Origin of the sequence: Streptomyces sp. NPDC050534, from assembly GCF_044457745.1 — a bacterium.
Classification (GTDB): domain Bacteria; phylum Actinomycetota; class Actinomycetes; order Streptomycetales; family Streptomycetaceae; genus Streptomyces.
Map to the genome: position 1 here is coordinate 287,407 of NZ_JBITHF010000011.1, position 13,847 is coordinate 301,253.

11 protein-coding genes and 1 pseudogene are annotated in these 13,847 nt (G+C 69.2%); 9 read left to right on the plus strand and 3 right to left on the minus strand.

Annotated elements, in window-relative coordinates; translation table 11 throughout:
- The first annotated feature begins 160 nt into the window (after positions 1 to 160).
- Together ACIBN2_RS33340 and ACIBN2_RS33345 are read left to right on the plus strand one after the other, a co-directional pair.
- Positions 161 to 1,738, plus strand: coding sequence for a molybdopterin-dependent oxidoreductase (locus ACIBN2_RS33340; protein WP_399140248.1), 1,578 nt, complete (start codon positions 161 to 163; stop codon positions 1,736 to 1,738).
- 70 nt (positions 1,739 to 1,808) lie between these two features.
- Complete coding sequence (locus tag ACIBN2_RS33345) at positions 1,809 to 2,459, plus strand: fasciclin domain-containing protein (RefSeq protein ID WP_399140036.1); 651 nt, start codon at positions 1,809 to 1,811, stop codon at positions 2,457 to 2,459.
- A gap of 280 nt (positions 2,460 to 2,739) precedes the next feature.
- Here the strand turns inward: ACIBN2_RS33345 and ACIBN2_RS33350 are convergent, their stop codons facing one another.
- Positions 2,740 to 3,438, minus strand: a complete 699-nt coding sequence (locus tag ACIBN2_RS33350) for an NAD(P)-dependent oxidoreductase (RefSeq protein ID WP_399140038.1) — start codon at positions 3,436 to 3,438, stop codon at positions 2,740 to 2,742.
- A gap of 92 nt (positions 3,439 to 3,530) precedes the next feature.
- Here ACIBN2_RS33350 and ACIBN2_RS33355 point away from each other — a divergent pair.
- Positions 3,531 to 4,184: pseudogene (locus tag ACIBN2_RS33355) on the plus strand (serine hydrolase domain-containing protein); the annotation flags it as partial.
- Here the strand turns inward: ACIBN2_RS33355 and ACIBN2_RS33360 are convergent.
- Positions 4,181 to 5,626, minus strand: coding sequence for a DHA2 family efflux MFS transporter permease subunit (locus ACIBN2_RS33360; RefSeq protein WP_399140039.1), 1,446 nt, complete (start codon positions 5,624 to 5,626; stop codon positions 4,181 to 4,183). The pseudogene ACIBN2_RS33355 and the gene ACIBN2_RS33360 sit on opposite strands and share 4 nt — an antisense overlap.
- A 94-nt stretch (positions 5,627 to 5,720) precedes the next feature.
- Here ACIBN2_RS33360 and ACIBN2_RS33365 point away from each other — a divergent pair, with 94 nt between their 5' ends.
- Complete coding sequence (locus ACIBN2_RS33365; RefSeq protein WP_399140040.1) at positions 5,721 to 6,458, plus strand: TetR/AcrR family transcriptional regulator; 738 nt, start codon at positions 5,721 to 5,723, stop codon at positions 6,456 to 6,458.
- A 46-nt stretch (positions 6,459 to 6,504) separates the two neighbouring features.
- Here the strand turns inward: ACIBN2_RS33365 and ACIBN2_RS33370 are convergent, their stop codons facing one another.
- Positions 6,505 to 7,317 (minus strand): GntR family transcriptional regulator, encoded by an 813-nt coding sequence (locus ACIBN2_RS33370; protein ID WP_399140042.1) that lies wholly within the window; start codon positions 7,315 to 7,317, stop codon positions 6,505 to 6,507.
- A 302-nt stretch (positions 7,318 to 7,619) separates the two neighbouring features.
- Here ACIBN2_RS33370 and ACIBN2_RS33375 point away from each other — a divergent pair, with 302 nt between their 5' ends.
- The 5 genes from ACIBN2_RS33375 (at position 7,620) to ACIBN2_RS33395 (ending at position 13,812) form a co-directional block, all read left to right on the plus strand.
- Entirely contained in the window at positions 7,620 to 8,852 is a 1,233-nt protein-coding gene (locus ACIBN2_RS33375) for an extracellular solute-binding protein (protein WP_399140044.1), read from the plus strand.
- A gap of 68 nt (positions 8,853 to 8,920) precedes the next feature.
- On the plus strand, positions 8,921 to 9,913 hold the full coding sequence (locus ACIBN2_RS33380; protein ID WP_399140046.1) for a carbohydrate ABC transporter permease: 993 nt from the start codon (positions 8,921 to 8,923) through the stop codon (positions 9,911 to 9,913).
- The gene (locus tag ACIBN2_RS33385) at positions 9,910 to 10,749 is read left to right on the plus strand and encodes a carbohydrate ABC transporter permease (protein WP_399140048.1); all 840 of its coding nucleotides are present in this window, start codon (positions 9,910 to 9,912) and stop codon (positions 10,747 to 10,749) included. The genes ACIBN2_RS33380 and ACIBN2_RS33385 overlap by 4 nt, the downstream gene beginning before the upstream one ends.
- A 42-nt stretch (positions 10,750 to 10,791) precedes the next feature.
- Positions 10,792 to 12,321 (plus strand): beta-N-acetylhexosaminidase, encoded by a 1,530-nt coding sequence (locus tag ACIBN2_RS33390; protein ID WP_399140050.1) that lies wholly within the window; start codon positions 10,792 to 10,794, stop codon positions 12,319 to 12,321.
- A gap of 45 nt (positions 12,322 to 12,366) precedes the next feature.
- Complete coding sequence (locus ACIBN2_RS33395) at positions 12,367 to 13,812, plus strand: cellulose binding domain-containing protein (protein ID WP_399140052.1); 1,446 nt, start codon at positions 12,367 to 12,369, stop codon at positions 13,810 to 13,812.
- The last annotated feature ends 35 nt before the right edge of the window (positions 13,813 to 13,847 follow it).

The window sequence follows — 13,847 nt, forward strand, 5'->3', positions numbered from 1 at the left end:
ATTCCCTGCCCAAAATCGGCCTGTGCCGAATACCCCCAATATTCAATGATCCGTAGCCGATGCCGGTCCGGATTGGTCCGGGAAAAAGATTCATCCGATCGGGCCGCCGACCAATCCGGGAGCCTTTCAGGGCCGGATTCCCCACGTGACCGACGACGAGATGCAAACGCGACGACGCCGCAACATGACGCGGCCGGCCCTGGCAGCGCTGAGCGGCGTTCTGGCCGGATTCGCCGCCCTCGCGGTTGCCGAACTCGTGTCGGCGGCGGTGCGTCCGCAGGCCGGTCCGGTCATCGCGGTCGGTGGTGCGGCGATCGATCGCACGCCGCCCGCGGTGAAGGACTGGGCGATCCGGAATTTCGGCACGAACGACAAACTGATTCTCCAGCTCGGAATTCTCGCGGTCCTCGCGCTTTTCGCACTGGCACTGGGAATGGTCGCGCTGCGATTCCGCCGTACCGGTGCCGCGGGCGTTCTCCTGTTCGGCGCCGTGGGGGCGGTCGCGGCGACCAGCCGCCCCGACTCGACCGGCCCGTCCGACGCCTTGCCTTCCGTGGTGGGTGCCGTCGTGGCAGCCGTCCTGCTGTACTTCCTCGTCGGTCGCCTCCTGCCACGGACCCCGTCCGAGCAGGGTGCGCACGGACCGGACCGGGACCGCCGTGACTTCGTGATCGCCGCGACGGCCGTTGCCGCCGCATCGGCCGGGGCCGGTGCGCTGGGACGGACGCTGAACGCCTCCCGTGGGCATAACGCGGTCGCCTCCCGCGACAAGGTCGTCCTGCCGGCACCCGCATCCGCCGCTCCCGCGGTACCCAGGGGCGCCCAGTTGCGGATCCCGGGCGTGAGCCGCTTCGTCACCCCGAACTCGTCCTTCTACCGGGTCGACACCGCCCTGGTGGTGCCCAAGGTGGACGCCACGACCTGGCGGCTGCGCATCCACGGCAAGGGGGTCACCCGCCCGCTCACCCTCTCCTTCGGCGATCTCCTGCGACGTGAGCTGATCGAGCGGGACATCACGCTGACCTGCGTGTCGAACGAGGTGGGCGGCCCCTACGTCGGCAACGCCCGCTGGATCGGCGTACGCCTGGCCGACCTGCTGACCGAATGCGGAGTGGCACCACCGTCGAAGGGAGGCCCGGCCGACCAGTTGGTGGCCCGCTCGGTGGACGGCATGACGATCGGCAGCCCGGTCGAGGACGTCATGGACGGCCGCGACGCGCTTCTCGCCCTCGGCATGAACGGCGGGCCCCTGCCCTTCGCCCACGGCTTCCCCGTCCGCATGGTGGTGCCCGGCCTCTACGGCTACGTCTCCGCCTGCAAGTGGATCAAGGACATCGAACTCACCACCTTCGACGCCTACGACACGTACTGGGTCAGGCGGAAATGGTCCCGCCGAGCTCCCATCAAGACCCAGGCCCGCATCGACACGCCCAAGCCCTTCGCCCGCCCGCAAACCGGCACGGTCATGGTCGCCGGCGTCGCCTGGGCCCAGCACCGGGGCATCGGGAAGGTCGAGATACGCGTCGACGACGGGCCCTGGCAGGAAGCCCGCCTCGCCGCCGAGGACTCCCGTGACACCTGGCGCCAGTGGTCCTTCCCCTGGCGGGCCACCAAGGGCGGCCACACCCTCACCGTCCGCGCCACGGACGGCGACGGCCAGGTGCAGACCGCCCTGCGCACCCGAACCATCCCCGACGGCGCGAGCGGCCACCACTCCGTGGTCGTGACCGTCGACTGACCCTCGAGCCACCGTCCCCAACTCCCGCACAAGAGCAGCTCACGCTGCAACAACCCATAGGAGAAACACGATGAACCCCCGCATCCGCACGCGCCGTACCGCCGTCACCCTGGCCGCCGCGGCCATGCTTCCGCTCATGCTGAGCGCCTGCAGCGACAACAGCGGCGACTCCGCGAAGGCCGACTCGTCGAAGTCGTCCTCCGCCGCGGCGGACAACGGCATGGGCAGCAGCGCGTCGCCGATGGACCAGCCGTTCGGCCCGGCCTGTTCGTCCGTGCCCAAGAGCGGCGCCGGCTCCTTCGACGGGATGGCCAAGGACCCGGTGGCCACCGCCGCCTCCAACAACCCGGCCCTGTCCACCCTGGTCACCGCCGTCAAGAAGGCCGGCCTGGTCGACACCCTCAACAACGCCCAGAACATCACGGTGTTCGCGCCGACCAACGACGCCTTCGCCAAGATCCCGAAGGCGACGCTGGACAAGGTCCTGAGCGACAAGGCCCAGCTGACGAAGATCCTCACCTACCACGTGGTGGGTCAGAAGCTGGCGCCGAAGGACCTCGAGAACGGCTCCTTCGCCACCCTGGAGAAGTCGAAGCTCACCACGTCCGGCTCGGGCGAGTCCTACACCGTCAACAAGTCCGCCAAGGTCGTCTGCGGCAACGTCAAGACCGCCAACGCCAACGTCTACATCATCGACAGCGTCCTGATGCCCACCAGCTGACCTCCGGCCGGCCGTACGGCATACACGAAGCCCCGGCTGGACGGGGGAGGCCAGCCGGGGCCGCTGTGTGGTGATCCACGGAGGGCGGTCGCCTCGCGGCGAAAGGCTCCGTGGGGCTTCAGCCGAACGATCTTCCCCACGGGCTATGGGTGAGGCCCGGGGACACTGTCCCCTCCGTAGCCACGTATAGGTGAACGGTCAACCACCGGAGTCTGTTCCCCAACTCCCGCCCCTGCGGGGTGTGGTGGGACACACCGGGGCCACGGAGCCGACCCGGGCTTCACTCCTTGCTGCCGAACGCCTCCTTACGGATGACGTCGAGGATGCTCGGAACGCCTTCCGACGTGCGGACGTCGACGAAGGCGCGCAGGTGACCGTCGCCGGTCACCTGGCGCAGCAGCGCGTCTGCCAGATCGGCGCGGGAGGTGAACCGGCCGGGCAGGCGCGAGGTGGCGATCCGGTAGCCGCTGACGGCCTCCGCGTCGAAAAGTCCGGCGGGCCGGACGATCGTCCACGCGTGATCGCCGTCCTGGACGATCTGCTCCATGCGCCGCATGTCGTCGTACACGGTGCGTCCGACGGTGCGCGCGATGAGCGGTTCGAGCACTTTCCGGAAGAAGAACGTCTCGCCGGGTGCCGGTACGTCGAAGAGCACGGTGGAGGTCACGCAGACCAGCCGCCGGACGCCGTGTTTCGTCATGGCCTGCGTGATGTGGGTGATGCCTTCCGAGTACACGGTGACCGGGTTCCGGCCGAACGGGACCCCGAGCGTCGAGATCACCGCTTCCTGCCCGGCGACGCAGCGTTCGACGGCGGCGGAGTCGAGCACATCGGCGCCGGTCACCGTCAGTCGCCGATGGCTCAGCGGGAAGTCCTCGGGCCTGCGTGTGACGGCGGTGACCGTGTGCCCTTCGGCGATCGCCTGCGCGGTGACCTGCCGTCCGGTCGCTCCGTTCGCCCCGAATACGACGAGCTTCACGTGGGTTCCCCTCTCCTGCGGATGTCGTCAAGTGGGAGGAGTTCAAGGCGGCGAACGTGACATCCCGCGTTCGGGAGAGACGCAGGCAACACTCCCGGCTGGACAAGGCGATCGAGGACGTCCGCCGGCAGGCGGGCATCCCTCGTGTCGTCGTCGGACTGTGAATGCCGGGCAGGGGAAGCTACGTCCGTGCGACCGGCGTCGCGGACACCGCCACCTGCAGGCCGATGACCACCGACTTCTACCTGCGGATCCGCAGCGAGACCAAGACCTTCACGGTCACCGCACTGCTGGGGCTCATTGACCGGCACCGGATCCGGCTGGACGACCCGATCTCGCGCTACGTCCACGGCGTGCCGAACGGTCACCGGATCACCCTGCGCCAACTCGCCGAGATGCGCAGCGGCCTCTTCCCGAACGGGGCGGAGTTCCCCGAGCCGCACCCGCGCGGCTGCACGGACCAGACGCTGAGCGGCGCGGTCGCCGACGCCATGGACTGGAATCCGAGTTGGGCCTGGGCGGCCGGCGCGATGATCTCGAACCTGAACGACCTGCGCCGCTGGCGGAGATCGTCGCCACCGGTGAACTGCTCAGCCCCCAGACCCAGACCCAGCGCCTGAAGACGCTGTCGACCGGCTACCGGCTACCAGTTCCGGGAGCCATCCACCCTCCTCGCCCGCGCGATCACGGCGGTCGTGACACCGGGGAACGTGTATGACGGGGCGATCGTCTCGCGCCGGGGCTAGCCGTGTGCCTGCTGAGCATGCCTGGGCAGCAGCCCCACCAGCAGGAAGGTCAGGAGGTTCAGGCCGGCGGCGATGCCGAGGACCAGTTCCGCGGCGGCGAACCAGGAGTGGGCCGTCGGGTGTCCGACCCGGGCGAAGAACACGGTGCCGAGGGCGGCGACGCCGATCGCGCCGGCGAACTGCTGGACCGCGTTGAGCAGGCCCGCGCCGGTGCCGACTTCCTCGGTGGTCGCGTCGCCGATGATGAAGTCGACGAGCGGGACGAACACGAGGCCGGAGCCGAATCCGGTGAGCGTCAGCGAGGGCGCCAGCTTCCAGATCGTGATGCCGGCCTCCCAGTGGGCGACGGACCACCACAGGGTCAGCAGGCCGACGACGGCGATGGACAGGCCGAGATGCAGGCTCGCGCGTCCCAGCTTCTCGGCGAGCACGGCGCCCGCGAGCAGGACGGCGACGGCGGTGCCGAGGGCCCAGGGGATGAGCGCGAGGCCGGTGTGCAGCGGGGTCCAGTGCATGCCCTGCTGCAACAGCAGGTTGATGACGAGGACGAACGCGCTGAGCGATGCGTAGAACCCGGCCACGATCACGAGGCCGACGACGAAGCTGCGCTTGCGGAACAGCGTCGGAGTGATCACCGGGTGCTTGCTGCGTCGTTGGGACACGACGAACAGGACGAGCAGCACCACCGCGACGGCCATCATGCCGTAGGTCCAGGCGGGCCAGCCGAGTTCGCGTCCCTGGATGAGCGGAATGATCAGCAGCGCCGAGGCCGCGGTGAGCAGACCCACGCCGGTGAGGTCGAGGCGGGCGGCGCGGTCCTCTCCGCCGTGGCGGGGCAGGACGCGCCGGCCGAGCAGGAGGGCGATCACACCGAACGGGACGTTGATCAGGAAGATGGAGCGCCACTGGCTGCCGAACAGGTTCAGGTGCAGCAGCCAGCCGGCCAGGATGGGCCCGGCCACCATGGTCAGGCCCATCAGCGGACCGACCGGGGTCAGCGCCTTGCGCAGGTGCTGAGGCGGGAACACCACCTTCACCAGGGCCAGACCCTGGGGGATCATGACCGACCCGCACAGGCCCTGGAGGGTGCGGGCGACGATCAGGAAGACCACGTCGGGGGCGAGACCGCAGGCCAGTGAAGCCAGGGTGAAGCCGGTCATGCCGAGCAGGAACAGCCGTCGGCGCCCGAGCAGGTCGCCGAGCCGTCCCGAGGTGACCAGGCCGAGTGCGAAGGCGGCGGTGTAGGCGCTCAGCACCCACTGCACCGTGACCTGGCCTCCGTCGAGGTCGGCACGGATGGACGGGCCGGCGAGGTTGGCGATGCTGGAGTCGATCAGATCCATGATGTCGGCCAGAACCACGACGGCCAGGACGAGCCACGCGGTGCGCAAGGGCAGCGGGCTGATGGTGGGCGCTTGGGATATGCGCTGGTCAGTAGACACGAACACTGTTCTACAGCAGAGCGGCGTTCTGAACAAGGCGAACATTGTTCGTAGTATCGCGGAACACTGTTCGCAGGTTCGTTAGACTGCGCGTATGTCACCGACTCCGCAGGAACGGCGCGCAGCCCGTCATCAGCTCGGCACGGACACGGGCGCCGGCGCGGCCCGGCGCGGACCGTCCGGCGGGCGCAAGAAGCCGATCACGGTCGACGCCATCATCGGTACCGCGTTCGCCATCGTGGAGACGGAGGGCTACGAAGCTCTGACGATGCGGCGCCTGGCCACCGCGCTGGAGACGGGACCGTCGTCCCTCTACGCCCACGTGGTCAACAAGGAGGATCTCGACGAGTTGCTCATCGGCCGACTGTGCGCCGAGATCGAGCTGCCCGAACCGGACCCCGCAGGCTGGCAGGAGCAGATCATCGACGTCTGTACTCAGCTCCGCGACCAGTACCTGCGCTACCCGGGCATCTCCCGGGCCGCCTTCGCCGCCGCCCCGTCCAACCTGGACACGTTGCGCGTCAGCGAGGGGATGCTCGCCATCCTGCTCGCCGGAGGCATCGCCCCCCAGGTCGCCGCCTGGGCCATCGACTCACTGATGCTCTACGTCAACGCGTACAGCCTCGAGGTCTCCCTGGTGAACCGGCGGGTCAGCCGGGGCGACGACAACTGGGTCGTCAGCCGCGACGAGCTGCTGCGCCGGTTCGCCGCGCTGCCCGCCTCCTTCCCCCATACCAAGCGCTACGCCGCCGAGCTCACCGCCGGAACCACCCACGACCGCTTCGACTTCACCCTCGGAGTGATGATCGACGGGCTTCCGGGCGCCCGGTGAGATCCGTGACCACCCCGCGCGCCTCGCGTGCCGCCGGACAAACTCGTCAACGGGGCGTCGCCTCCCACTGAGTGACCGTCCCCGGGGCCATCCCCGGGACGACGCCCGTCGCAGCGGATGCCCCGTCGGCGGACGCCGACGTCAGGGTGAGGCGGGAGACGATGCGGTAGCGGTCGCCTCGGTAGACGGAGTGGACGTACTCCACGGGCCGGCCGCCCGCGTCGTTGGTGAGGCGCTCGAAGAGCAGGGCCGGGGAGAGGTGGGGCACCTCGAGGAGTCTGGCCTCGGCCTGGCTGGCGACGGTCGGCTCGATCGTCTGCACGGCGTCGCTGACCCGGACCCGGTGCCGCTCGCGCAGGTGCTCGTACAGGTCGCCCGTCTCCAGCTCCCGTGCGGTGAGCGCGGGCACCAAGTCCGCCCGGATATGCAGGTGTTCGATGGCCATCGGGGCGCCGTCGACGAGGCGCAGGCGGGCCGCGTAGACGATGTCGGCGGCGGGGGAGAGGTTCAGTTTGCGGCCCACCCGGGCGCCGGCCGCGATGGTGGTGAACTCCAGCAGACGGCTCGACCAGGTGCCGGACGCCTGCGGCAGGGCCATGCCGCGGGAGTCGGAGACGAGTTCCTGCGTGATCTTCTCGGGTGCGACGAACATGCCGCGGCCGTGTTCGCGCACGAGGAGTCCGGCCGCGACGAGTTCGTCGACCGCCGCCCGCAGGGTCGGCCGGGAGACGTGCAGGTCGGCGCAGAGGGACCGTTCGGAGGGGATGGGGTCGCCGGGGTGCAGCGACTCGATGAGCTGAAGGATGTGGTCCCGTACGCGCTCCCGCTTGAGGACCGCTCCCGACTCGCCAGCCTTCATGGTGCCCGCTCCCGCCCCGCCGTACATGAACTTTACCTGACCAGTCTCCGCAGCCTTTACCACTGACCGTCACTGGTCAAGTGCAGTGTAGCTGGCCTTCTGTCGTCCGCGCGTCGGTCCGATGGCGATCAGTCGTCAAAAGTGGTGCCGGCGCCGGGGGTTGACGCCTCTATTGGTCTATGCCACCTTCATCGACCATCGACAGGTCACCTGTCCAGTTGTCTCACTGGTCAGTTCATTTGGTGCTCTCCTCTCAGGGGTGAACTGTGAAGCTCCGCATGCTTGCAGGTGTGTCCGCGCTGATGATCGCTGGAGGCCTCAGCGGCTGCAGCGGCGGCGACGGATCGTCCGGCGACTCCGCCGGCGGTACCACGACGATCGACGTATGGCTCATGCGCGACAGCGTCTCCGCGCAGTTCCAGAAGGAGTTCGTCAAGGGTTTCGAGGCGGCCCATCCGCAGATCAAGGTGAAGGTGCAGGTCCAGGAGTGGGACGGCATCGGGGAGAAGGTGACCGCCGCCCTCGCCAGCAACGACGCCCCGGACGTCATCGAGACGGGCAACACCCAGGTCGCCCAGTTCGCCCAGAGCGGCGGTCTGCTCGACCTCAGCGACAAGTTCGGCGAACTCGGCGGCAGCAACTGGCTCAAGGGCCTGGCCGAGCCCGGCGCCTACGACGGCAAGCAGTACGGCATCCCCTACTACGCGGCCAGCCGGGTCGTGATCTACCGCACCGACCTGTTCAAGAAGGCCGGCGTCGACCCGGCCGCCATCAAGACGCGGGACCAGTGGATCGCGGCCACGAAGAAGCTCAACTCCTCCGGCACACAGGGCATCTACCTGCCGGGCCAGATGTGGTACGCACTGGCGGGGTTCATCTGGGACGAGGGCGGCGACCTCGCCACCAAGTCCGGCGGCACCTGGAAGGGGACGCTCGACACCCCGCAGGCGCTGCGCGGCATGGACTTCTACAAGAAGCTGCAAGCCCTCGGCAAGGGCCCCAAGGACTCCGACGAGGCGCAACCGCCGCAGGCCGAGGTCATGGCCAAGGGGCAGGTGGCGCAGATCATCTCCTCACCCGGCGGAGCCAACGTCGTCACCCAGAACAACCCCGAACTCAAGGACAAGCTCGGCTTCTTCCCGATCCCGGGCAAAACCGCCGCGCACCCCGGTTCGGTGTTCATCGGCGGCTCCGACCTCGTCATCCCGGCCGCGTCCGGCAAGCAGGACGCCGCGTTCACGTTCGTCAAGGACCTCACCGGCGACACCTGGCAGCGCAAGCTCGCCGCCGCCATGAGCTACGTACCGAACAAGACGACCCTGGCCGGTGCGGTCGCCGACGACCCGGGAGCCTCCGCCATGGCCGCGGGCGCGGCGGTCGGCCGAGCGACCCCCAACACCCGCGGCTGGGCCGCCGTGGAGGCGAAGAACCCCATCAAGGACTACATGACCGCCGTGCTCACGGGCGCCGACTCCCGGACCGAGGCGGCCAAGGCGTCGTCGGCGATCACCGCCACCATGAAGGGCAGCTCCTGAGCCGTGACGGCCGGCGCCACACCTCCGTGGCGTCGGCAACCCTTCGCACACCGAGAGGAGACGTCGCCGTGTCGGTCACCCGGGAACCCACCTCGGCGCCCGCCCGAACCCGGCTCCGCCGGCCCTCGCCGCACCCCGCCCGGCCGGACCACACGAGCGTGCGGCAGCGGCACGGCGCGGGAGCATGGCCCTACCTGCTCGCCGCGCCCACGGTCCTGGGCATGCTGTACCTGCTCGCCTACCCCCTGGCCCGCGCCGTCCTGATATCGCTGCAGGACTTCCAGCTGCGTCAACTCATCCTCGGCCACGCCCGATTCGTGGGACTGCGCAACTACGAGACGCTCCTGACCGACGAGCGGTTCTGGCAGGTCGTGCGCCGCACCTTCCTGTTCATGGCGGTCAACGTCGTCCTCATCATGCTGCTCGCCACGCTGGTCGCCCTGCTCATCGAACGGCTCGGCCGCATATGGCGGCTGGCCCTGCTCAGCGCACTCGTCCTGGCCTGGGCCATGCCGGTCATCGCCGCCACCACGGTCTTCCAGTGGCTGTTCCACTCGGAGTTCGGCATCGTCAACTGGTCGCTGAAGCAGCTGGGTTTCACCTCGTTCGACCGCTACCCCTGGTTCGCGCACGGCCCGGCCGCCTTCACGATCCTGGTCCTGCTGATCGTCTGGCAGTCGGTGCCCTTCGCGGCCATCACCCTGTACTCGTCCCTGACCACCGTCCCCGCGGAGCTGTACGAGTCGGCGCGCATCGACGGCGCCTCGGCCGGCCGCATCTTCCGCGCCGTCACGTTTCCCATGATCCGGCCGATCTTCATGCTGGTCCTCTCGCTCGAAGTCATCTGGACCTTCAAGGCGTTCGTGCAGATCTGGGTGATGACCAACGGCGGGCCGGGGGACGCCACCACCATCCTGCCCGTCTACGCCGTCCAGACCGCCCTGTCCAGCCAGCGCTACGACCTGGGCTCCGCGGCCTCGATGGTCACCGTTCTGATGATGGCCGGCGTCCTCGTCCTCTACTTCCGCCAGATGTTCCGCCAGGAGGGCGAGGCCCTGTGAGCACGCTACGACCCCGTCTGCGCCGCGTCCCCCTGCACGCGGCCGCCACCGTGACGATCGCGCTCTGCCTCTTCCCCGTCTACTGGATGATCACCACGGCGTTCAAGCCCAACCGGGACATCCAGTCCGACAACCCCCAATTCCTGCCGCACACCTGGACGTTGGAGCACTTCCGGACCGCCGTCGACGCCGACGGATTCGCGCTGTTCTGGCGCAACAGCATCCTCGTGACCGCAAGTGCCGTCCTGCTCGCCCTGATCGTGGCACTCGGCGCGTCCTTCGCGGTGGCGCGGATGCGCTGGCGCGGCAGGCGCCAGTTCATGCTGATGGTCTTCGTCGCGCAGATGGCGCCGTGGGAGGCGCTGATCATCCCCGTCTACATCATCTCCCGGGACACCGGCATGCTCGACCGGCTGCCCACCCTGACGCTGGTCTACTTCATGATGACCCTGCCGTTCACCATCGTGGTGCTGCGCGGATTCATCGCCGCCATCCCGCAGGAGCTGGAGGAGGCGGCACAGGTCGACGGCTGCACACGGATGCGCGCCTTCCGCCACATCACCTTCCCGCTGCTCGCCCCGGGCCTGATGGCCACCTCCCTGTTCGGCTACGTCACCGCCTGGAACGAGTTCGCCTACGCCAACTTCCTGATCATCAAGCACCAGGACAGCCGCACGCTGCCGGTCTGGCTGTCCTCCTTCCAGAACGTCTTCGGCACGGACTGGGGCGCCACCATGGCCGCCTCCACCCTCTTCGCGCTGCCCGCGCTCGTCGTGTTCCTGCTCCTCCAGCGCCATGTGACCTCCGGCTTCGCCGTCGGCGCCGTCAAAGGCTGACCCTCCCGCGCCCGTTCACACACGCGACCTTCGGAGACGGCTGTGTTCACACCTCCGCCGCAGCACACCCTTGTGCCCAGGCCCACCAAGTCCCGCTTCAAGTCAGGCCACTTCACCTTCACCGCAGACACCTGTCTACGGGTCGGCAAGGGCGCCGAACCGGCCGCCGACCTGCTGCGCACCACCTTGGCACCCGCCACCGGGCTGCCGCTGAAGCCCGCCGCCGACGGCGCCTTCGTGCTCGCCGTCGACTCCGCGCTGACCGGGCTGGGCGGCGAGGGATACGGGCTGACGATCGGCCGGGACTCCGTCCTGCTGCGCGCCGGGGACGTCACCGGGCTGCTGCGCGGCGTGCAGACCATCCGCCAACTCCTGCCCGTGGAAGCCTTGTCGACCACACCCCGGCACGGCGTGAGCTGGGCGCTGCCCTGCGCGGAGATCACGGACCTTCCTCACCGGCCCTGGCGCGGAGCCATGCTCGACGTGGCCCGGCACTTCCAGCCCCTGCGGTATCTGCTGCGCTACGTCGACCTCCTGGCGCTGCACAAGATCAATGTCTTCCATCTGCACCTGACGGACGACCAGGGCTGGCGCATGCCCGTCGCCGCCCTTCCCAAGCTCACCGAGATCGGAGGCCGTCGCCTCCAGTCGATGACCGGCCCGACCGGGGACCGCTTCGACGGAGTGCCGCACGGCGGCGCCTACACACGAACAGACCTTGCCCGACTGGTGAGTCACGCCGCCGCGCGCGGCATCACCGTCCTGCCCGAGATCGAGATGCCCGGCCACACGCGGGCCGCCCTGGCCGCCTACCCGCACCTGGGCAACCACCCCGACCGCGTCCTCGACGTGTGGACCAGGTGGGGCGTGTGCGACACCATCCTCGGGCTCCACGACGAGGTGTTCGACTTCTGCCGCACCGTGCTGGAAGAGGTCGTGGACGTCTTCCCCTCGCCGTACATCCACCTCGGCGGGGACGAATGCCCCCTGACCGAATGGGCCGGCAGTCCGGCCGCGTCGGCCCGCCTCCGGGAAACCGGGCTGAGCAGCAGCGCACACCTGCACCGATGGTTCCTCGGCCAGGTCGGCGCGTTCCTGTTCCGCAACGGGCGGCAGCCCGTCGGGTGGGCCGAGACCGGCACCGAACTGCCGGACGGATTCACGGTGATGGCGTGGCGCGACCCCGCGCACGCCCTCGCCGCCGCCGGTCGCGGCCACGAGGTGATCAACTCGTATCACCGCGCGACCTACTTCGACTATGCGCAGAGCGACGCCGGCGACGAACCGGCGGGTCAGCCGGGAGGCGTCGTAGGGCTGCGGGACGTCCATGGCTACGACCCCGTGCCCGAGGGCGCCGCCCCGGAGGCGGCCGCCCATGTCCTGGGCACCCAGGCCCAGTTGTGGACCGAGTACGCCGCCACACCCGACCGCATCGAATACCTCACCTATCCCCGCCTGTGCGCGCTGGCCGACGGCAGCTGGAGCGGCCCGAGCACATGGGCCGACTTCGCCGCCCGCCTGCGCGGGCACACCGCGCGCCTCGACGCCCTCAAGGTCGGCCGCCACCCCTGAGCAGCACCACAACCCGTCAGCCCGACCCCTTCCGGAAGGAACAGGATGAACCCCCACACCACCTCCAGCAGATGGCGCGTCGCCGCTGCCGCGGCCGTGGCGATGGCCACCGCCACCGGCGGACTCGCCGCCCTGACCGGCACGGCCGGGGCGGCCGGTGAACCCGTGACGGTCCAGTACCGCACCAGCGCCACCGGCGCCACGGCGGACCAGTCCGAGCCCTGGATCAAGGTCAGGAACACCGGCGCCGCAAGCGTGCAGCTCTCGAGTGTGAAGGTGCGCTACTACTTCAAGTCCGACTCGGGCAGCGCCGGTTACCGCTTCGCCTGCTCCTGGGCGGTCAAGGGCTGCGCCAACATCACCGGCACCTTCGGCACGCCGGCCAACCCCACCGCCACCGCCGACCGTTACCTGGACATCGGATTCACCTCGGGCGCGGGCACGCTCGCACCCGGCGCCGACACCGGAGACATGCAGCTGCGGTTCTACCGCTCGGACTGGCAGCCGCTCAAGCAGAGCGACGACTACTCCTTCGGGGCCTCCCAGACGTCGTACGCGGACTGGTCGAAGGTCACCGCCCAGGTGGCGGGCAGCACCGTGTGGGGCGTGGCGCCCGAGGGCAACGACCCGACCGACCCGCCGACCGATCCGCCCACCGACCCCCCGGCCGGCGGACAGAGCCTGTTCGACGACTTCAACTACGCGAACTCCAGCGACCCGAAGATCTCGGCGAACGGCTGGAACGTCCGCTCCAACTCGGGCGGGCCCGGCGTGCCCGGTGCCACCTGGTCCCCGGAGAACGTCACGTTCGCCGGCACGGGAGGCAACTCCGTGATGAACCTGCGCACGTCGACCGCCGGCACCGCGGAGAGCACCAAGCAGACCGAAGTGGTGACCAAGGCGATGAAGTTCAAGAACGGCACCTACGCCGCGCGGGTCAACTTCTCCGACGCGCCGGTCTCCGGGCCCGACGGCGACCACCTCGTCCAGACGTTCTTCACCATCAACGACCTCACGGCCCCGATGGCCGACGACTACTCGGAGTACGACTTCGAGTACCTGCCCAACGGCGGCTGGGGCGAGCCGTCCAACATCCTCTACACGACGTCGTGGGAGACCTACGACCCGGACCCGTGGCAGGCGGTCAACCAGCACACCGAGTCCCGGCAGAGCTACGCCGGCTGGCACGATCTGCTGCTGACCATCGACAACAGCACCATCAAGTACTACATCGACGGTGAGCTCTTCGGCACCCACGACGCCGCCGACCTGCCCGAGCGGCCCATGTCGATCAACTTCAACCAGTGGCTGATCGACCTCGCCGGCCAGACCGGCACCACGGTTCGTTCCTACGACGAACAGATCGACTACGTGCTGCACGTCAAGGACCAGGTCCTGCCCCCGGCCCAGGTCACGGCCAAGATCAACGCATACCGCTCCGCGGGCACCACCTTCGAGGACACGGTTCCCGGGAGCCAGAGCACTGGGTGACACCTCGTGCCGGGTCACGTCTGTCGCGGAGGTGA